Consider the following 18,042-nt stretch of genomic DNA (forward strand, 5'->3'; position numbering starts at 1 on the left):
GACCATGAAGAGTATGAGCACCCACATCGGGCACGACCGGTAGAGCATGCGGTACGGCGTCGTCTTCCCTCAGACCGAGATCGGCACCGACCCCGGGGCGATCCGCGCCTTCGCCCAGGCCGCGGAGAACCTAGGCTACCACCACATCCTCATCTATGACCACGTCCTGGGCGCCAGGCCGCGGGGCGGGGAGTGGCTGGGCTACACCGCCGACGATATGTTCCACGAGATCTTTGTGCTCCTGGGATTCCTGGCCGCAGTCACGACGCGCCTGGAACTGACCACGGGCATCCTCATCCTCCCCCAGCGCCAGACCGCGCTCGTCGCCAAGCAGGCCGCCGAGGTCGACGTCCTGAGCGGCGGCCGCCTGCGTCTGGGCATCGGCGTGGGCTGGAACTACGTCGAGTACGAGGCCCTGGGCGAACGCTTTGAGGAGCGGGGCCGGAAGGTCGAGGAGCAGATCACCGTCCTGCGCGAACTGTGGACGAAGCCGCTCGTGAACTTCACGGGACGCTACCACCGCATCGTGGACGCCGGGTTGAATCCGCTGCCGGTGCAACGGCCGATTCCGATCTGGATGGGCGGAGAGAGCGACGCGGTGATACGCCGGATCGCCCGGATGGGCGACGGGTGGATCCTGGGCGGGACGCTGCGCTCTCCCCATGCGCGTCACCCCCAGGTACCGGGTGGGTACGCGGCAATGGTCGCGCGGCTGCGCGCGTTCCAGCGGGAAGCCGGGCGCCCGCCGGACGCGGTGGGGCTGGAACGCCGCGTGGCGTACTCGGCCGGCCCGGAGAAGTGGGCGAGCACCCTCGAGGAGTGGCGTCGGCTCGGAGGGACGCACCTCTGCCTGAGCACCATGAACGCCGGCCTCGCTTCCCCCGACGGTCACATCGAGGCGATGCGGGCCTTCCGCGAGGCTCTGCCTCGCGCCCGGGCCGATGGCGGATAGAGGCGGCGCCATCAAGAGCGTGCTGCCCCTGCTGAACCCGGTGGTGCGCCGCCTGCCGGCGTACTCCCGGTTGACCTGGGCGATGATCGACGAAGATCTCCGCGCCCTGAACGCGACCGGGCGCATCCTGGGACGCACCGCCCTGCGCGTCGGCTGGCGGGCGGCCGGCGCAACGGCCCGCGGCGTCAGACATCTGGGGCGGCGGATCCTCGGGCGCTCTTCCGGATGAACTCTCGCCTCGGCGAGGTCGCCGCGCTCTTCCTGCGCCTGGGCGCCACGGCCTTCGGTGGGCCGGCCGCGCACATGGCGATGATGCGCGAGGAAGTCGTCCGCCGCCGGCAGTGGCTCTCCGACCAGGAGTTCCTGGACCTGATCGGCGCCAGCAACCTGATCCCCGGCCCGAACTCCACCGAGATGGCGATCCACGTGGGCTACAGGCGCGCCGGGCCCGCGGGCCTGATCGTCGCCGGCGTCTGTTTCATCGTCCCGGCGATGCTGATCGTCCTGGCCCTGGCCTGGGTCTACGTCAGGTATGGTGCCAGGCCCGAAGCGACCCGGCTGCTGTACGGCGTCAAGCCGGTGATCATCGCCATCGTCGCGCAGGCGCTGCTCGGTCTGGGCCGTACGGCGGTCAAGAGCCGCTTCCTCGCCGCCCTCGCCGTGACCGTGCTGGCGCTGTACTTCCTGGGGATCAACGAGATCGTGCTGCTCGCCGGCGGCGGTATGCTCGCGGTGGCCGCCGCCCGGCGGGTGCGCTCCGAAGCGGCGCTGCTGCTGGCGATGGCGCCGGCCTATGCCGCCTCCGCGGCGATTGCGCCGTCAGCACCGGCGAGCCTGGTGCGGATGTTCGCGATCTTCCTGAAGATCGGGGCGGTGCTCTACGGGAGCGGATACGTCTTGCTGGCCTTCCTGCGCTCGGACTTCGTCGTGCGTCTGGGCTGGCTCACTGAACGGCAGCTCCTGGACGCCGTGGCCGTCGGCCAGTTCACGCCCGGCCCGGTCTTCACCACCGCCACCTTCATCGGGTACCTTCTCGGCGGGGCGGGCGGAGCGTTGCTCGCCACGGCCGGCATCTTCCTGCCGGCGTTTGTCTTCGTGGCGATCAGCCACCCCTTCATCGCGCGCCTGCGGCGGTCGGAGGCGGCCGGCGCGGCGCTGGACGGCGTCAACGCCGCCTCGCTGGCGTTGATGGCCGGCGTGACGTTCCAGCTGGGGCGGACGGCGCTGGTGGATGTGTGGACGGTGGCCGCGGCGCTCGCGGCGTGGCTACTGCTGGCCCGCGGGCGCATCGACTCCAGCTGGCTGGTCCTCGGCGGAGGAATACTCGGACTGCTGCTCCGCTGATCCGCTCGGGTCCGCCCTAGTCTCCGCCGCCCCGCTCTTCGAGGGCGCGCAGGATGTCGGCTTCGCTGACCGTTCCGATCAGCCGTCCTTCCTGGACGACCGGTAGCCGGCGGAGGCGGCCGCGGGCCAGGCGCGCGGCACACTCCCAGACGGAGAGCTCGGGCACAACGGCCTGCTCCGGATCGAAGGGCTCGGTCTCGGAGGCGGGCTGCATCACGTCGGCGGCGATCTGGGACGCCGGCCAGCGGCGTCCCCGGTGTCCCCACCAGCGATGTCCCGCGAGCGCCGCCAGGATGTCGCTGTCGCTGACGATCCCGATGATCGTCCGCCCTTCCTGCACGGGGAACCGGCGCACGCCCTCCACGGCCATGCGGGAGGAGCAGGCCGGGATCGTGGCCTCGGGCTCGATGGTCATCACGGGGGAGGAGGCGACCTCTCCCACAGAAACGTCGCCGACGTCCAGACCGCGGGCCACGACCTTCGTCACCACGTCGCGCTTGGTCACAATGCCCGCGGCGGGATCTCCGTCCTCGGGCACGAGCAGGCTGGCCACGCCGGCCCGGACCATCTTGGCCGTGGCCTCGCGGACCGTGGCGTCGGGAGCCACGGTGAGCACGGGAGAGGACATCAGATCCCGCACCGTCCGCACCGGCCCGGTCTGCGCCGCCCGCCTCACCGCGCGGGTCTTGCGGACCAGGCGCGCCTGCTGCCACTCCAGGGGCGGCACGAGGGCCGTGAAGACGTCGGTGTCGCTGACCAGCCCCACCAGACGCCCGCCGTCCACCACCGGCAGCCGGCGGATGCGAGAGCGGGCCATCTGCGCCGCGACTTCCTGCAGCGACCAGGTCGGGGCCGCCGTGATCAGCCGCCAGGTAGTCACTTCCCCGACCCGCACCGCGTCGGGATCCAGGCCGTAGGTGACGATCTTGCTGATGATGTCGCGCATGGTCAGGATGCCGTGCACCAGGGTCCCGCCGGGCGGGGAGACCAGGACACTGCTGATCCCGCGGTCGCGCATCGCGAGGAGGGCCTGCGCCACGGTATCCTCAGGGGCGGAAATCACCGGCCTGGGGGTCATCACGTCCGCAACCGTCACCATGGGATGCCTCCCGGGGGAATAGCCGTACTTTTCACGAAGAGAACGGACACTTCCTGTTCGCCAGGTGATCGGGATGTCACTGCTCCAGCACAACCGGAACCACCTCATCCATCCGGTCCACGCCGAGACGGAGGTGCGTGAGGCCGTGGTCCTCACGGACGGCCACGGGGCCGTACTGCGCGCCGCCGACGGCAGGGAATACCTGGATGGGTTGAGCGGCCTGTGGAACGTCCACGTCGGCCACGGCCGATCTGAACTGGCCGAGGCGGTGGAGCGACAGATGCGGCGGCTGGCCTACGCCTCGGCCTATGCCGGCTTCACCAACGAGCCGGCGATCCGCCTGGCCGGGGAGATCCTGCGCCGGGCGTATCCCCGCCTGACCGGCGTGTACTTCACAACCGGCGGAGCAGAGGCCAACGAGACGGCGTTCAAGATCGCCCGGTACTACTGGCGCCGGCAGAGACGACCGTCAAAGACCAAGGTGATTTCGCGCCACCACGCCTACCACGGCCTGACCCTGGGCGCGATGAGCGCGACGGGCATCCCGGCCTTCCACCGTATGTTCCAGCCCCTCGCCCCCGGTTTCATCCACATTCCGCCGTCCTATCCCTACCGGTATCCGGGCTCGATGGCGGAGGCGCTGGAAGAGGCCATTCGCGAGGAGGGGCCCGACACGGTCGCGGCGTTCATCGCCGAGCCGGTGATCGGCGCCGGCGGCGTCATCCCGCCGACGCCGGACTACTTCCCGGCCATCCGTGAAATCTGCGACCGCCACGATGTTCTCTTCATCGCCGATGAGGTCATCACCGGCTTCGGACGCACAGGCCGGTGGTTCGCCCTCGAACACTGGGGCGTGCAACCGGACCTCGTCACCTTCGCCAAGGGTGTGACCAGCGCCTACCTGCCGCTGGGAGGCGTGATGGTCTCCGCCGAGATTCACCGCGCCATCCGGGAGGCGCCGCCCGAGGAGCGCTTCATGCACGCCGCCACCTACTCCGCGCATCCCACCTGCTGCGCCGTGGGCCTGGCCAACCTGGAGATCTTCGAGCGGGAAGACCTGGTGCGCCGGGCGGAGGTGCTGGGGCGGCGGCTGTTCGCACGGCTGGAAGATCTCCGCGATCTCCCCCGGGTGGGCGACGTCCGCGGGCTGGGACTGATGGCGGGGGTGGAGCTGGTGGAAGACCGAGGGACGAAGGCGCCGGCCCTCGGCATCGGCGCCCGCATCCTGGCCGAGGCCCGCGCCCGCGGATTGATCACCCGGATCCGCCACGGCCAGTCCGGCGAGCACCCGATCGGCGATACGCTCCTCCTGGCGCCCCCGCTGGTGACGTCGGAGGCGCAAATCGACCAGATGGTCGGAATCCTCCGGGAGGCGATCGCCGCCGTCGCGTAACGGCGCGACCGGCAGCGGGCCGGTCGGACCGACCGGCTCTCCCAAAGCACACACACGGCTGTGAGCGTGTAGCCCACAGCCGCGCGTGCACACGTCGGTCCGGATCAGTTATTGTTATCTTATCACCCCGTGGTGCCCCAGGCAACGGCGGATGAGACGCAACCGGATGGCCTCGGCCATCCTCCGGGCGATGGCCGTCTACACCGGCCTCCTGGGCCTGCTGTTTGCCGCCTACCACCCGGGCGCCGCGGCGTTGTTCCGGACCCCCGTGCGCGATCCGCGCAGCCTCTTCGGCTTCGGCGTCGCGCTGCTCACGATCGCCGCCCTGAAGGCCGTCATGGCCCAGGATCCGGCGCGCCACCGCACAATGGTGGGCATCATCCTGGCCGGCGAGGTGATCGTGCGTCGGTCCGGAAACCGGTCGCGGAGCTGATCGCCGCGACTATGAGGTGGATGGGGTGAGCCGCCCAGACCCCGACGGCCAGCAACCGGATCCCCACGGCGAGGGTGGCGAAGGCCGGGACGACCTGCACCGGCGTGAACTGCCCGTAGGCGATCCCGAGGAAGACGTACCAGAGAATATACCAGCCCACCTGAAGGGTCGCCGCATACTGCGCGAGGAGCAGGACGACCGGAGTGAATCCACCCGCCACCAGGACGGCGTTGGCCGCCCGTCCGAGGGTGGAGGGGCGCATCCGGATCCAGATCCACAGCAAGGCCGGGGGCAGGAGGAAGGTGACCGCGGCGAAGGGGTTGGCGGCCAACGTGACCACGACAAGCAGGGCGAGGACGCCCAGCAGGGCCCCGACCCGATGCTCCACCTCCTCCGGCCCGGCGGCCGGCCGGCGGGGCAACAAGAGACGGCCCCCCAGCGCCGCGGCGGCAAGAACGGCCAGGGACACCACCACCGCCGGCCACAGGACGCCGGTCAGGAGCGGATGGCGTGGCGGCGGGGCGTAGAGCGCGTAGCGCGGCAGCAGGCCCAGCCACGGCAGCAGTTTGATCGTCACGACCCAGACCAGCAGCACCCCGAGCACGGCGCCGGCGCGCAGCACCTCCTGCCCCATCACCCCGGGGGGCGCCTGCCCTGGACGCCACCGCAGCGCCAGGGCCGCGGCCAGAGGCGCGAAGACCACGACCTGCACCGCGCACAGCGGCCAGGAGGGTACCACCAGCCCCGGGCCGAGCCGCAGGTAGACCGATTCTTCGCTTGGCACGACCGAGAGGGTGTCGATCGCTCTGACTATCCGCTCCTGGATCCGGCCGTAGGCGAGAAGTGAAGCCGGTTGCATATGCTCGATGGTGTCCTCGGGCAGGTGGTACACGCGCGCCTTCAGGACCGCGTCGTCGGTGCGGCCGGCGAGGTCGATGGCCGGGATGCCGGCGCCCAGGAAGGGCCCCTGGTCGGTGCTCGAGATGAGCAGGGACCGCTGGATCCACTCCAGCACCGGTGGGACTTCGTCGGTGCGGTAGCCTTCCCGCAAGGCGGCATCCGCCGCCAGCGCGCGCAGCCAGGCCGGGGCGAACCCCCGGAACTGTCCGATGCCGTCGATGCCGAGCGCGGCCAGCGGTCCCGGGTCGAGATCCTCGATGGAGAGGGCGGCGACGATCTGCCTGCGCTGCGGATAGGTGCGGACGAAGTGACGGGCGCCGAGCATCCCCCATTCCTCGCCGTCCGGGAAGAGAAAGAGCAGCGTGCGCCGATGGGGGACGGCGGTCAGAACGCGGGCCAGTTCGAGGATCGTGGCGACGTGACCCGCGGTGTCGCTCGCCGCCTGGAAACTGGTCGGCGCCATGTCGTAGTTGCCGACCAGCACGACGATCTCGTTGCGGCGATCCGTTCCCGGGCTCAGCGCCCAGATGTTCTCCAGGACGGTCGGACTCGGTCCCCCCATCCAGGCGCGAAAGGTCTCGCGCTGACCTTCGAGACCGATCCGGGTGAGGCGATCTGCGAGCCAGTGGGCGGCAGCCTGCCGATCCGGCCCGCCCGACCAGCGACGGGGGAACCGCGTGGCCAGCGTCCCCAGGTCGGCCCAGGCCCGCTCGCCGGAGAAGGTCACCGCGCCGGGCCAGGCAGGCGGTCCCGCGTAGGGCCGGGCCAGCCGCGGCAGGACGACGGGGAAGCCCAGGGCCGCCGCGCTGAGGAGCAGGAGGACCATCCGGCGCACGATGCCAGGAAATACGGCAGACCTCTGCTAGCCACCTTCGCAGCGCGTGGTGTATTGTGTTCGCGTGGGTGTCCGGCGGCTGGCCGACGATCTCGTTCTCATCGACACAGGCTACAACAGCACCCCGGAGGCCATCGGCGTCTATCTCCTCCTGGGGGACCCACCGGGACTGGTGGAAACCGGTCCGGCCTCGTGCGCCGATACGGTACTCCACGGCGTCCGGCAGGCGGGGGTGGATCCCGCCGACCTGCAGGCGCTCGCCGTCACGCACATCCATCTCGACCATGCCGGCGGCGCCGGCGCCCTGGCCCGGCGCCTGCCGCGGGCGCGCGTTTACGTGCACCCCGTCGGCGCACCACACCTGCTCGATCCCACCCGGCTGCTGGCCAGCGCCGGACGGCTGTACGGGAACGATCTCGTGCCGCTGTTCGGCGAAACGGTCCCGGTGCCGGCGGACCGTCTGCACATCCTCCGCGACGGCGAGCTGCTGGCCATCGGCCGGCGTCGCCTGCGGGCCGTGGACACGCCGGGCCACGCCCGCCACCATCACGCCTACTGGGACGAGGAGACCGGGGACCTCTTCAGCGGGGACATCGCCGGCGTGGCACTGCCGGGATCGCGGTATGTGCGGGCGCCGACGCCCCCGCCCGAGTTGGACATTCCCGCCTGGCAGGCTTCCCTGCGGCGGATCCGCCAGCTCGGGCCGCGTCGGCTGCTCCTTACCCACTTCGGGGCGCACGACTGGGTAGACGACCTGCTGGCGCAGCTGGAGGAGCGGCTGCAGGAAGGCGTCGACCGGGTGCGCGAGGCGCTGGCCGCCGGGCTGGATGCGGCGGCGATCACAGCCCGAATGCGGGAGCAGGCCCGCCGGCAGATCGAGGCGCGCGACGGCGTTGGGGCGGCGGCCCGCTATGAGGTGATCATGCCGGTCCGCCAGAGCGTGCTGGGGCTGATCCGGTACATCGAAAAGACGGGGTGAGACGATGCTGCTCACAGGAAAGCGGGCGCTGATCATGGGAGTGGCCAACAAGCGAAGCATCGCCTGGGGCATCGCGGAGGCCTTCCACCGGGAGGGGGCGCAGCTGGCCTTTACCTATCAGAACGAGCGGTTGAAGGAGAACCTCGACGAGCTGCTGGAGACCATCGGCGGGCGCGCGGCCTTTCCGACCTTCCCCGGCGACGTCACCTCCGACGAGCAGCTCGACGCCGTCTTCGCCGGCCTCCGGGATCGGTGGGGCGGGCTGGATGCGCTGGCCCACTGCATCGCCTACGCCGACCGCGACGACCTGGCCCGCCCGCTACACCAGGTCTCCCGCGACGGATACGGGTTGACGCTGAACATCAGCGCCTACTCCCTGCTGGCCGTGGCGCGGCGCGCCGCCCCGCTGATGACCGGCGGGGGCAGCATTGTCACGCTCACCTACAACGCCGTGGAACGCGTGGTCCCGGGCTACAACGTCATGGCCGTGGCCAAAGCCGCCCTGGAGGCGGAGGTCCGCTACCTGGCCAGCGAACTCGGGCCCTCCGGGATCAGGGTGAACGCCATCTCTGCCGGCCCGCTGAAGACCCTGGCCGGGAGCGCGGTGAAGGGGATCTCACGGCTCCGCGACATCACCGAAGAGATCGCCCCCCTGCGCCGGAACATCACCATCGAGGATGTCGGCGACGTCGCCGTCTTCCTGGCCAGCGACCTGGCACGCGCCGTAACCGGCAACACCATCTTTGTGGACAGCGGATTCCACATCATGAGCGCCATCCCGCCCCAGACTCCCTCCTGACGCCGCGTGCGGCGCGTCACTCCGCCATCTTAATCTTCCGCTTCCTCGATCAGCAGGGCGCGCACGGAACGCAGTTCGTTGGCCGCGTACCGCACCGGGTTGCCCCAGTGGCTCGCCGGTTGGGAGAGCACCTGGTTCCCGGCCACGTAGAAGACGCCGTTGCGGACAACCCCCAGGCCCCGGCGGACGGCAAAGGCGATCCACTGCCGCACCCGGGCCTGCGGATGTTGCAGCACCTGGCGGTCGACCGGCAACCCGAGGGCGGTCAGGGCCGCGGCCAACCCGGCTGTTTCATCGACCAGTGCCGCCTCGGCCAGGGCGGACTGCCCGCGGACCAGCCGTTCCCAGACCACGTGGCTGCAGATCTGCGTCGCGGTCATGGTGTGCAACCGGGCCAGCCGGCGCCGGATCTCCTCCTGTGCCCCGGGGTCCGCTCCGGGGGCCATGGCGCGCCCCACGGTGATGAAGATGCGCAGGCGGCCCGGCTTCATGAAATCGTAGACGATGCAGCAGGGCAGGACCCTCGCTTCCGGCACCCGTGCGAGCACGAGCCGCAGCCCCGACCGGAAGGGCTGCAGCCGGCCGTCGGGCGAGATCACCCCCTCCGGGGCCAGGTAGAGCACCCCGCCCCGCCGCAACACATCGGCCAGCCGGTCCATCTGCGCGAGCACCACCTGGCGCTGGCGATCCCTGAGCACCGTCCGCCACGGTTCGCGGAAGGCGGCCAGCGACGCCGGGCCCTGCCAGTGCGCCCGCCAGCGCCAGGTCAGGAGGTGGGAGAGCCGCAGAGAGGCCGGCCGCAGAGACATCCCGACCCTGGCGAGGTCGTCCCACACGGTGTCGGCCAGGATCTCCGCCGCCGGCCGGTCCCCCAGCACCTCCAGCGCCTCCCGCAACGCCTCTTCCATGGTGCGCTCCGGGAAGCGGCGCACCGGGTGAATCCGCAGCCCCTGCATCACCCGCGCCAGGTCGATTTTGTAGAGCGCCCGGCGCAACCAGACGGGGACGACGTCGTACCGGGCGAGGAAGCCCCGCAGGAACATGTCCTCACGCCCCGCGAACTCCAGGGGACGGCGGGGCGGGCGCTGCAGCCAGTACAGTGTCGCCGTGAGCACGACGCTGTCCAGATCCCGCTTGTGGTTGGCGACGATGAGGGTCGAAGGGGCAAAGGTCGTGGCGTCCGCCTCGGCGATGCGGATCTCGTAGAGCAGGCGGGGCGCCGCGTAGAAGAGCGCGGCGAGGCCGAAGTAGAGGACCTCGTCCAGCCATCCCCGCGCCCGGCCGGCCATCAGAAGCCACTTCGCCCGGAGCGATGCGCATCCTGTATGCGGTCGGATCGTGGGGACTGGGCCACGCCGCACGCAGCCTGCCGGTGCTCGAGGCCCTGCACAGGGACGGCCATGAGCTGACTGTGATCAGCCACGGCCGGGCCCTGCTGATGCTCCGCCGCGAGCTGGGCCACCGCTGCGAGTTCCTGGAGTGGCCCCACTTCCCCCATACCGTAGGCCGCAGCGCCCTGGGGCTCTACCTGCGGACCGCGCTGGCCATCCCCGCGATGCTGCGGGTTATGGTCTGGGAACGTCGGGCCACAGGGGAGCTGCTCCGACGCCGACGCTTCGATCGGATCGTCTCCGACAACCGCTACGGGGTGCAGGACCGCAGGGTCCCGTCCTTCCACATCACCAACAACGTCCGCTTCCTGGCGCCGGGGCGGCTGAGGCCGCTGGAGTGGGTGCTGGAAGCCTTCAACTACGCCTGGTTCCGGGGGCTCCGTCGGGTGATCGTCCCGGACACGCCGGAAGACGCGCTGGCCGGCGACCTGGCCCACCGGCTGCGGATCTTCCCTCCCGAGCTGCTCGCCTATGTCGGCCTCCTCTCGCCGGTCCGCGCCCGCCCGATGCCGCGGGACGTCGATGTCTTCATCACAATCTCGGGACCTGAGCCCCAGCGGTCGATCCTCGAGCGTCTGGTCCGTGCGCAGCTGGCCGGCCTTCCGGGCAGGGTGGTCGTGACCCTGGGACGTCCCGAGGGATCAGGCGTCGAACGGCTGGGCGCCGCCGAAGTTTACGATTTCCTCGACCGAAGACCGCAGGAAGAGATGATGAACCGGGCCCGGGTGGTCGTGGCCCGGCCCGGCTTCTCCACCCTCAGCGCGGTGGCCGAGGTGGAGCGACAGGCGGTGTTCATCCCGACACCGGGGCAGACCGAGCAGATGTATCTCGCCACCTACCACCATGCGCGGGGAACCATCTACGCCGCTTCCCAGACCCGTCTACGCCTGCCGGAGGCCGTCGCCGAAGCCGCACGACGCAGCGGTCTCAGGGCACGGGTGAAGACGGCGGAGGGCGTCAGGCGCGTCGTTGAACTCGTCTCTGCCGGATGAAACCCGCTCGAACGGAGAGGGGCGAACAGAATCGCAACGAACAAAAAATTTTGGACCCAAATATATTAGATTCATACCAAGAGCAAATCCGGTGGACAGACCACCGCGGGGGCGTGTCGCCATGGGGTACCACGAGGACTTGCGCGACACCCATCACGGTGAGATAGCGATGCGAGCACCGCTTCCTTCGGCGCTGGCGGCGGCCGCGGGAGTCCTCGCTGCGGCCGCCCTCACCTTTGGCGGGGCGACCGTGCAGAACGTGAAGATCGTGGCCCGGGAGTTCGCCTTCGAGCCGAAAGAGGTCATGGCTCGTCCGGGTGATGTCATATTCACAATCCACAACGCAGGGGCGATCGAGCACAACTTCCTGGTCGACGACGCGGCGAAGAAGACCGTGATCAAAGTGGCGGTGATCGCACCCGGCGAGAGCGAAGAGGTGCGGGTCGGCGTGCGTGCCGGAACGTACGCGATCTACTGCGACCTCCCCGGCCACAGAGAGGCGGGGATGGCCGCGGTGCTGCGCGTCAGGGAGTAGCCAGGGCCGGGGTCCTCAGGATGTCCCACCAGCCGTAGCGCTCCAGGTAGACAAGGTCGAACAGCATCGCCGCGCCGTGCAGGCGCAGCACCGTCTCCAGGGCGGCGCCGAACTGCTCCGGCCGGTCCTCATACAGGGTCAGCAGCAGTGCGCCCACCGGCGGCGGACCGCCGGCCAGGAGCTCCTTCGCCATCAGGGCGGCCCCCTCGACGCTCATCCACGGCGAGGCGCCGGAGCGCAGGGCATCGGCGGACGTGATCGCCGGGTAGTACAGCCCGGGCATCAGGAAGTCCAGGAATTCGGCGATGCTCGCCTCCTTCCACGACGGCGTGACCCACGGGAGATCCGGCGTGGCCTCCGGAACCGCCCAGTTCGTCCCTTCCTGCCAGTAGGTGGGGTACCATCCTCCCACGTAGGCGGACAGCGTGGCTTCGGGCCTGATGGCGCGCACCACCGTCGCCGCGGCCCGGACGAACTGCCGGATGGCCTGCGCCCGCCAGGCCACCCACTCGGCGAACAGCGGCCCGGGCGTCAGGGTGGATCCGTTCGGCACCAGCACGTCCTCGGGCCAGTGCCCCACGGGCTGTCCCAGCCACTCCTCGAACTGGATGCGGCTCAGGGCAGAGAAGTCCGCGCTGCCGTCGGGAAAGCGGAGGCGGTCCAGGACAACGCCGTCCACGTCGTAGCGGCTCACGATCTCCTGAACAATGGCCAGTTCGTATAGCTGGACCTCAGGGTGGAGGGGGTTGGCGAAGCCGATCACGCCGACCTCCGTGGCCGGGATGAGACGTCCGTCGGGGGCCAGGTGCTGCGCCCGCCACTCCGGCCGCTCAAAGAGCCGCCCGACCCCGGCGGTGTTCAACCCCTCGCCGAAGACGTTCACCGCGGCGTGGACGCGGAGCCCGCGGGCATGGGCCTCTTCGAGGACAATCCGGAAAGGATCGCTATTCCGGGGGAACCAGGCCGCCGGCGCGTCATAGGTGGGAGGAACGGGCCGCGGGACCGGCGAGTCCCGGATGTGCGGAGCGAAGGCGCTCTCGTAGAGGACGTAGCCCCAGGCGTTCTTGGCCTCCGGAATGAGGTCGGTGATGCCGGCGGCCTTCGCCCGGTCGAGGACCTGGACCAGGCGCTCCCGCGAGGCAAAGATCGGCAGGTTGGCCGACACTTCCATCCAGAGGGCGAGGCGGGGCGCGGGGCGCGGGGCGGCGGCGGCGGGGACGCCGAAGGACACGGGCAGCGCGACGAGGAGGAGCAGAGTGAACGCACGACGCACAGCGCGGGTATTCCGCCGCCGGGGAGGATTTTCCCTTCCCGCTCCCCAACTAAGTCCCCCGCACCATCCCCCCACGCCGGACAGCCGGAGGAGCGCTGTGCGCACGATGATGCAGGTCGAGCCGCGCCGGGAATTCCCGCGGCGTTTCGTGCCCAAGGACGCGGACATGGGGAACTGGACCCATCTGGAGCCGCTGTTCCGGCAACTCCTGGCGCGGAAGCTCGACACGGTGTCCGACCTCGAACAGTGGTTGCTGGATTGTTCCGAGTTGAGCGGTGCCGTTCTGGAGGAACGCACCCGTCGCTACATCGCCATGACCACGCAGACGGACGATCCCGTGCGCGAGGCGGCCTACAACGAATTCCTCCAGGAGATCGACCCCAAGGTCAAACCCCTTTGGCACGCGCTGAACGTGGCCTACCTGCAGAGCCCGGCCCGGTCGCAGCTGCCCGCCTCCCGCTACGGGGTGCTGGACCGTCACGTCGAGAACGACGTCGCGCTGTTTCGCCAGGAGAACGTGCCGCTGGAGACCGAGGAGGCGCTGCTGGCCAAGGACTACCAGAAGGTGATGGGGGCCATGACCGTCACCTACCGGGGCCAGGAACTCACGCTGCAGCAGGCGGGGAAGTACCTCGAGGAGACCGATCGCGCCGTGCGCCAGGAAGTGTGGGAGCTGGTCGCGCGGCGGAGGCTCCAGGACCGGGACACGATCGAAGACATCTACGACAGGCTGCTGGACCTGCGCCAGCGGATGGCCCGGAATGCCGGCTTTGCCAACTACAGGGATTATGCGTTCAAGCGCCGGCGACGGTTCGACTACACCCCGGAAGACTGCTTCGCCTTCCACCGGGGCGTGGAAGAAGCGATGCTCCCGCTGGTCCAGCGCATCTACGAGGATCGCCGGCGCAAGCTCGGGATCCCCACCGTGCGCCCCTGGGACACCCAGGTGGATCCCCTGGGCCGCCCGCCGCTGCGCCCCTTTGCCACCGCGGAGGACCTCGTCCGCGGGTGCGCCGAGATCTTCCGCCGCATCGACCCGGCCCTGGGTCGGCAGTTCGAGTTCCTGGCCGAAGCGCACCTGCTCGATCTGGAGAGCCGCAAGGGCAAGGCGCCCGGAGGCTACCAGAGCACTCTGCATGAGCGCCGCTGGCCGTTCATCTTCATGAACGCGGTGGGCCGCGACGACGACCTGCGCACCCTGCTGCACGAAGCCGGGCACGCCTTCCACCAGCTGGCCGCCCGGGAGGAGCCGCTGATTCACTACCGGCACGCGCCGCTGGAGTTTGCCGAGGTGGCCTCGATGGGGATGGAACTGCTGGCCGCCCCGCATCTGGACGTCTTCTACCGCGATGAGGCCGAGTACCGACGGGCCTACCGGAACACGCTCGAGGACGCCGTGCTGATCTTCCCCTGGATCGCCACCATCGACGCCTTCCAGCACTGGATCTACACCCACCAGGGCCACGGCCGCGAGGAGCGCCGCGACCGGTGGCTGGAGCTCTACCGCCGGTTTCAGCCCTCCCTGGACTGGAGCGGCTACGAGGAGGAACTGGCCTTCTACTGGCACCGCCAGCTGCACCTGTTCACGAGCCCCTTCTACTACATCGAGTACGGGATCGCCGAGATCGGGGCGCTGCAGGTCTGGCTGCAGAGCCGCACCGATCACCGGGCCGCGGTGGAGCGGTACTGGCAGGCCCTCAGCCTGGGCGGCAGCCGGCCGCTGCCGGAACTGTTCGCGGCGGCGGGGGCGACGTTCAAGTTCGACGCCGAGACCCTCGCGCCGCTGGCAGAGGCGGTGGCAATGGAACTGGACCGGATCGGCGACTGATGGGGGCGGCGGTCAGCCGACGACCACCAGCAGCACCCCGGCCACGGTCAGGACGGCGCCGGCCACGGTGGCGGCCCGGATCGTCTCCCCCTCGCGGAACAGCGCCAGCAGCGCCAGCGCGAACAGGGGGCTGGTGTTGGCCAGCGGGGTGACCCGCACCACCTCGCTCCGGCTCAGGGCGAAGAAGTAGGCCAGGAACCCGCCTGTCGTAAAGATCCCGCCGGCGACCAGATAGCTCAGGGACCGTCCATCCGCACGCAGCGGCTCCGTGCGGGACCGCAGCCAGAGGTAGGGGACCAGGGTGAGGAGCGACCCCGTCACGGTGAGGGCGGAGGCCACCGCGGGGTCGGGGAACATCCGCAGGCCGAGCTTGCGCAAAGTGAACGAGACGCTGGCCAGCACCGCGGTATTCAGAGCGAGCAGCGTCCCGGCCCACGGCCGTCCGGCCGGGGCGACGGGGTCCGGCCGCGCCGTCAGGGCCAGGCCCACGACGACACACAGCGTCCCGACGGCCAGCGACCACGAGACCGACTCGCCCAGGACGGGCACGGCCAGGAGCGCCGCAAACAGCGGCGTGGTGTTGCTGATGGTCGAGGCCCGCGCCACGCCGATCCGCCTGATGCTCTCATAGTAGGTGAGGCGGGCCAGCGCCGGGGCGAGCGTGCCGGCGAGGAGAAAGGTCAGGACCGCCGCCCGAGGGATCCGACCGATCGCTCCCACGGCGAGGGCCAGGGCCCACATCGCCACCAGGTTGGTGGCGACCGAAACGAGGGTCGCCGTGCCGGCGTTGGACCCCGCCAGTCCTCGGCGCACCAACAGCGCGGCGGCGGCGAAGAGAACGGCCGAAGTGAGGGCGAAAACGCTGCCCATCAGGACGGAGGCTGCGACGGCCGGGATGCCACCGCCACCTCAGGCCCGGCGCTTCTCGAGATTGCCGAACCGGCTGTGCTCCTTGTGGAAGAACAGCTCCACCTGCCCGATGGGGCCGTTGCGGTGCTTGGCGATGATGATCTCGGCGATGTTCTTCTTCTCGGTCTCCGCATTGTAGTAGTCGTCGCGGTAGATGAACAGCACCAGGTCGGCCACCTGCTCCAGTTCCCCGCTCTCCCGGAGATGGGAGAGCATCGGCCGACGGCTGCCCGTCAGCTCCACCGCACGGCTGAGCTGGGAGATGGCCAGGAGCGGGATATCGAGCTCCTTGGCCAGCGACTTCAGCGAGCGGGCGATCTCCGAGATCTCCTGCGTGCGGTTCTCCGTGCGCTTGTAGGACTGGATCATCTGCAGGTAGTCCACCACGATCAGCCCCAGGCCGTGCTCCGCCTTGAGTTTGCGCGCCTTGGCCCGCATCTCGATGACGGAGATGTTGGCCGAATCGTCGATGAACACCGGCGCCTCGGAGAGGCGGCCCATGGCCCGGGCCAGTTTCGGCCAGTCCGAGTCGGCCAGGAATCCGGTGCGCAGCTTGCTGCCGTCCACCTCCGCCTCGGCGCAGAGGAAGCGCTGGACCAGCTGCTCCTTGGAGGTTTCCAGGCTGAAGATGGCGCAGGGGATCCGGTGGTGGATGGCGGCGTGCGCGGCGATGTTCAGGGCGAAGGTGGTGTTGTGGACGCAGACGTCGCCGGCAATGAAGTTGTGCGTCCCGGGGACCGTGAGATCGTACACCTGGAAGTCGCCGGTATAGTCTATGTCGGTGACGGCATCCCACAGGATGTCTGAGGCGGGCAGCAGACGCCCCTGATCGTATCTGGCCCAGGTCCGCAGCCGTTCCCAGCCGAGCATCCCGATCTCCCGGAACAGCAGGCGCGCATGGTCGCCGGTCAGCGTCAACACCGTCCCCTCGGTGGTGGCCGCGATCCCGAAACGCAGCAACAGATGGCGCACCTGCTGCGCCGTGCGCGCGCCGGGGAAGGTCGCGCGCACCCGCACCTCCGGCTCGGTCTCGACCACGCTCAGGCAGGCCAGCAGGCGGGAGAGAAAGAGCGCCAGTTTCTCCCGGGTCAGCGTGAAGACGATGGGGGGCACGGCCCGCCCGTCGCCCGCTCGAGCCAGGACGGGGTACCGCGCCAGCAGTCCGCCCACGACGTCGGGGACGGCGCCGCCCTGCACCGGAGCGATCACCTCCCCCGCCGGCGCGGCGCGCTCCCGCGGCCCGGGACGTGTCGCCGTGCGGATCGCCTCGCCGACGGCGACGGCGTCGGCGTAGTCGGCGGCCAGCGCCGGCACGGCCGGCATCGTCCCCGCGGTGAGGTAGGCCAGGAGCTTCACTTCGTACGCCGGGAGGTCGAGGGTCCCGAAGACCGGCAGGCGCGCGGGAACGGCGATCAGTGCGCCGACGCCGAGCTCGGCCAGGCGCCGCCAGCCCTGCGGGGTGAGGAAGGGATGGGACAGCGTGGTCTCGACCTCGCGGCCGGAAGCGGTGCGCACGCGGTAGACGGGTTTGATTCCGTCGTCGACGAATCGCGCCGGTTCCACGCGCCGCAGCCTGCCCTCCCCGTCCAGGCTCCACAGCACCGTCCGGGCGCGCCCGACCACCTCCTGGATTGAGAACACCTCCCCGGTCTGCGCGTCCACGATCTCGGTGTCGTACTTCAGGCACTTCCCCATGGCTGGCCGCGCCGCGACGATGACGAGGTCCGCGGGCTGCAGACCGCTGGTCAGCTGGTCCAGGTCGGTGAACCCGGTGGGAACGCCCGTGACGGTGCCCTTGTCCTGGTAGCGCCGGTCGATCCGCTCGAAGCTCTCCTTGAGGATCTCGCGGATGGGCATGAACTCCTGGAGCATGCGGCGGTTGGCGATGCTGAAGACCAGCTTCTCCGCCTGGTCGACCAGGATCTCCACATCCTGCGCCGCCTCGTAGCCCATGTGGGCGATCTGGGTGCCGGCGCTGATCAGCTGCCGGAGCATGGACTTCTGAAGGACGATGCGCGCGTAGTATTCCACGTTGGCCGCGGTGGGTACCGTATTCAGCAGCGAGGTGACATAGGAGGCGCCGCCCACGTCATCCAGCTGGCCCTTGTCCCGCAACCGGTCGGTGACGGTGATCAGATCGACCGGCTCCCCGCGTTCGAACAGATCGGTGATCGCTTCAAAGATCCGGCGGTGCGCGTCGCGGTAGAAGTCCTCGGCGCGGAGGAGCTCCACGACCCGGGCGATCGCGTCCCGATCCAACAGCATCGACCCCAGCACGCCCTGCTCCGCGTCCAGGTTTTGCGGCGGCACTCTCTCCAGGGAAACGCTGAGCGACACGGACCCGTCCTCCTCGCCGGTGACCCTCTGCGAGCATAGCGAA

16 protein-coding genes are annotated in these 18,042 nt (G+C 70.0%); 10 read left to right on the forward strand and 6 right to left on the reverse strand.

Going from position 1 to position 18,042, the window contains the following annotated elements:
* Nucleotides 1–46: 46 nt before the first annotated feature.
* The 3 genes from QN141_01025 to chrA are packed head-to-tail and all read left to right on the forward strand — an operon-like array spanning nucleotide 47 to nucleotide 2,296.
* Complete coding sequence (locus QN141_01025; GenBank protein ID MDR7557052.1) at nucleotides 47–952, forward strand: LLM class F420-dependent oxidoreductase; 906 nt, start codon at nucleotides 47–49, stop codon at nucleotides 950–952.
* Nucleotides 942–1,181 (forward strand): hypothetical protein, encoded by a 240-nt coding sequence (locus QN141_01030; GenBank protein MDR7557053.1) that lies wholly within the window; start codon nucleotides 942–944, stop codon nucleotides 1,179–1,181. Before QN141_01025 ends, QN141_01030 begins: the two co-directional genes overlap by 11 nt.
* Complete coding sequence (gene chrA, locus QN141_01035) at nucleotides 1,178–2,296, forward strand: chromate efflux transporter (GenBank protein MDR7557054.1); 1,119 nt, start codon at nucleotides 1,178–1,180, stop codon at nucleotides 2,294–2,296. Before QN141_01030 ends, chrA begins: the two co-directional genes overlap by 4 nt.
* Nucleotides 2,297–2,312: 16 nt before the next feature.
* On the opposite strand, the gene QN141_01040 is transcribed toward chrA, so the two are convergent.
* Nucleotides 2,313–3,395 (reverse strand): CBS domain-containing protein, encoded by a 1,083-nt coding sequence (locus QN141_01040; GenBank protein MDR7557055.1) that lies wholly within the window; start codon nucleotides 3,393–3,395, stop codon nucleotides 2,313–2,315.
* 73 nt (nucleotides 3,396–3,468) lie between these two features.
* On the opposite strand from QN141_01040, the gene QN141_01045 reads away from it, so the two are divergent.
* Nucleotides 3,469–4,788 carry an aspartate aminotransferase family protein gene (locus QN141_01045; protein ID MDR7557056.1) on the forward strand — a complete coding sequence of 440 codons (1,320 nt, stop codon included), beginning with the start codon at nucleotides 3,469–3,471 and terminating at the stop codon, nucleotides 4,786–4,788.
* A gap of 166 nt (nucleotides 4,789–4,954) precedes the next feature.
* Nucleotides 4,955–5,221 carry a hypothetical protein gene (locus QN141_01050; protein MDR7557057.1) on the forward strand — a complete coding sequence of 89 codons (267 nt, stop codon included), beginning with the start codon at nucleotides 4,955–4,957 and terminating at the stop codon, nucleotides 5,219–5,221.
* Here QN141_01050 and QN141_01055 read toward each other — a convergent pair.
* Nucleotides 5,166–6,947, reverse strand: a complete 1,782-nt coding sequence (locus QN141_01055; protein MDR7557058.1) for a M28 family peptidase — start codon at nucleotides 6,945–6,947, stop codon at nucleotides 5,166–5,168. The genes QN141_01050 and QN141_01055 overlap by 56 nt on opposite strands.
* Nucleotides 6,948–7,020: 73 nt before the next feature.
* Between QN141_01055 and QN141_01060 the strand changes: the two genes are divergently transcribed.
* Both QN141_01060 and QN141_01065 read left to right on the forward strand, forming a co-directional pair.
* Nucleotides 7,021–7,935 carry an MBL fold metallo-hydrolase gene (locus tag QN141_01060; protein MDR7557059.1) on the forward strand — a complete coding sequence of 305 codons (915 nt, stop codon included), beginning with the start codon at nucleotides 7,021–7,023 and terminating at the stop codon, nucleotides 7,933–7,935.
* A 4-nt stretch (nucleotides 7,936–7,939) separates the two neighbouring features.
* On the forward strand, nucleotides 7,940–8,734 hold the full coding sequence (locus tag QN141_01065) for an enoyl-ACP reductase (GenBank protein MDR7557060.1): 795 nt from the start codon (nucleotides 7,940–7,942) through the stop codon (nucleotides 8,732–8,734).
* 29 nt (nucleotides 8,735–8,763) lie between these two features.
* On the opposite strand, the gene QN141_01070 is transcribed toward QN141_01065, so the two are convergent.
* Nucleotides 8,764–10,023 carry a hypothetical protein gene (locus tag QN141_01070; GenBank protein ID MDR7557061.1) on the reverse strand — a complete coding sequence of 420 codons (1,260 nt, stop codon included), beginning with the start codon at nucleotides 10,021–10,023 and terminating at the stop codon, nucleotides 8,764–8,766.
* A gap of 23 nt (nucleotides 10,024–10,046) precedes the next feature.
* Here QN141_01070 and QN141_01075 point away from each other — a divergent pair, with 23 nt between their 5' ends.
* Both QN141_01075 and QN141_01080 read left to right on the forward strand, forming a co-directional pair.
* Entirely contained in the window at nucleotides 10,047–11,117 is a 1,071-nt protein-coding gene (locus QN141_01075) for a glycosyltransferase family protein (protein ID MDR7557062.1), read from the forward strand.
* A 169-nt stretch (nucleotides 11,118–11,286) separates the two neighbouring features.
* Nucleotides 11,287–11,652, forward strand: a complete 366-nt coding sequence (locus tag QN141_01080) for a cupredoxin domain-containing protein (protein MDR7557063.1) — start codon at nucleotides 11,287–11,289, stop codon at nucleotides 11,650–11,652.
* Here the strand turns inward: QN141_01080 and QN141_01085 are convergent.
* Entirely contained in the window at nucleotides 11,642–12,925 is a 1,284-nt protein-coding gene (locus QN141_01085) for an alpha amylase family protein (GenBank protein ID MDR7557064.1), read from the reverse strand. The two genes, QN141_01080 and QN141_01085, sit on opposite strands and share 11 nt — an antisense overlap.
* Before the next feature lie 106 nt (nucleotides 12,926–13,031).
* Between QN141_01085 and QN141_01090 the strand changes: the two genes are divergently transcribed.
* A complete protein-coding gene (locus tag QN141_01090; protein ID MDR7557065.1) occupies nucleotides 13,032–14,753 on the forward strand; it encodes a M3 family oligoendopeptidase in 1,722 nt (573 codons plus the stop codon).
* A gap of 12 nt (nucleotides 14,754–14,765) precedes the next feature.
* On the opposite strand, the gene QN141_01095 is transcribed toward QN141_01090, so the two are convergent.
* Both QN141_01095 and dnaB read right to left on the reverse strand, forming a co-directional pair.
* Nucleotides 14,766–15,623, reverse strand: coding sequence for a DMT family transporter (locus QN141_01095; GenBank protein MDR7557066.1), 858 nt, complete (start codon nucleotides 15,621–15,623; stop codon nucleotides 14,766–14,768).
* 39 nt (nucleotides 15,624–15,662) lie between these two features.
* A complete protein-coding gene (gene dnaB, locus QN141_01100) occupies nucleotides 15,663–17,999 on the reverse strand; it encodes a replicative DNA helicase (protein ID MDR7557067.1) in 2,337 nt (778 codons plus the stop codon).
* Between the last annotated feature and the right edge of the window lie 43 nt (nucleotides 18,000–18,042).

The organism is Armatimonadota bacterium (genome assembly GCA_031459765.1).
Classification (GTDB): domain Bacteria; phylum Sysuimicrobiota; class Sysuimicrobiia; order Sysuimicrobiales; family Kaftiobacteriaceae; genus Kaftiobacterium; species Kaftiobacterium secundum.

Coding starts and splice junctions, on each gene's coding strand:
- QN141_01050 (MDR7557057.1), top strand. CDS start 4,955: ATGGCCTCGGCCATCCTCCGGGCGATGGCCGTCTACACCGGCCTCCTG.
- QN141_01055 (MDR7557058.1), bottom strand. CDS start 6,947: ATGGTCCTCCTGCTCCTCAGCGCGGCGGCCCTGGGCTTCCCCGTCGTC.
- QN141_01040 (MDR7557055.1), bottom strand. CDS start 3,395: ATGGTGACGGTTGCGGACGTGATGACCCCCAGGCCGGTGATTTCCGCC.
- QN141_01030 (MDR7557053.1), top strand. CDS start 942: ATGGCGGATAGAGGCGGCGCCATCAAGAGCGTGCTGCCCCTGCTGAAC.
- QN141_01065 (MDR7557060.1), top strand. CDS start 7,940: ATGCTGCTCACAGGAAAGCGGGCGCTGATCATGGGAGTGGCCAACAAG.
- QN141_01080 (MDR7557063.1), top strand. CDS start 11,287: ATGCGAGCACCGCTTCCTTCGGCGCTGGCGGCGGCCGCGGGAGTCCTC.
- QN141_01045 (MDR7557056.1), top strand. CDS start 3,469: ATGTCACTGCTCCAGCACAACCGGAACCACCTCATCCATCCGGTCCAC.
- QN141_01090 (MDR7557065.1), top strand. CDS start 13,032: ATGATGCAGGTCGAGCCGCGCCGGGAATTCCCGCGGCGTTTCGTGCCC.
- QN141_01095 (MDR7557066.1), bottom strand. CDS start 15,623: ATGGGCAGCGTTTTCGCCCTCACTTCGGCCGTTCTCTTCGCCGCCGCC.
- QN141_01025 (MDR7557052.1), top strand. CDS start 47: ATGCGGTACGGCGTCGTCTTCCCTCAGACCGAGATCGGCACCGACCCC.
- chrA (MDR7557054.1), top strand. CDS start 1,178: ATGAACTCTCGCCTCGGCGAGGTCGCCGCGCTCTTCCTGCGCCTGGGC.
- QN141_01070 (MDR7557061.1), bottom strand. CDS start 10,023: ATGGCCGGCCGGGCGCGGGGATGGCTGGACGAGGTCCTCTACTTCGGC.
- QN141_01075 (MDR7557062.1), top strand. CDS start 10,047: ATGCGCATCCTGTATGCGGTCGGATCGTGGGGACTGGGCCACGCCGCA.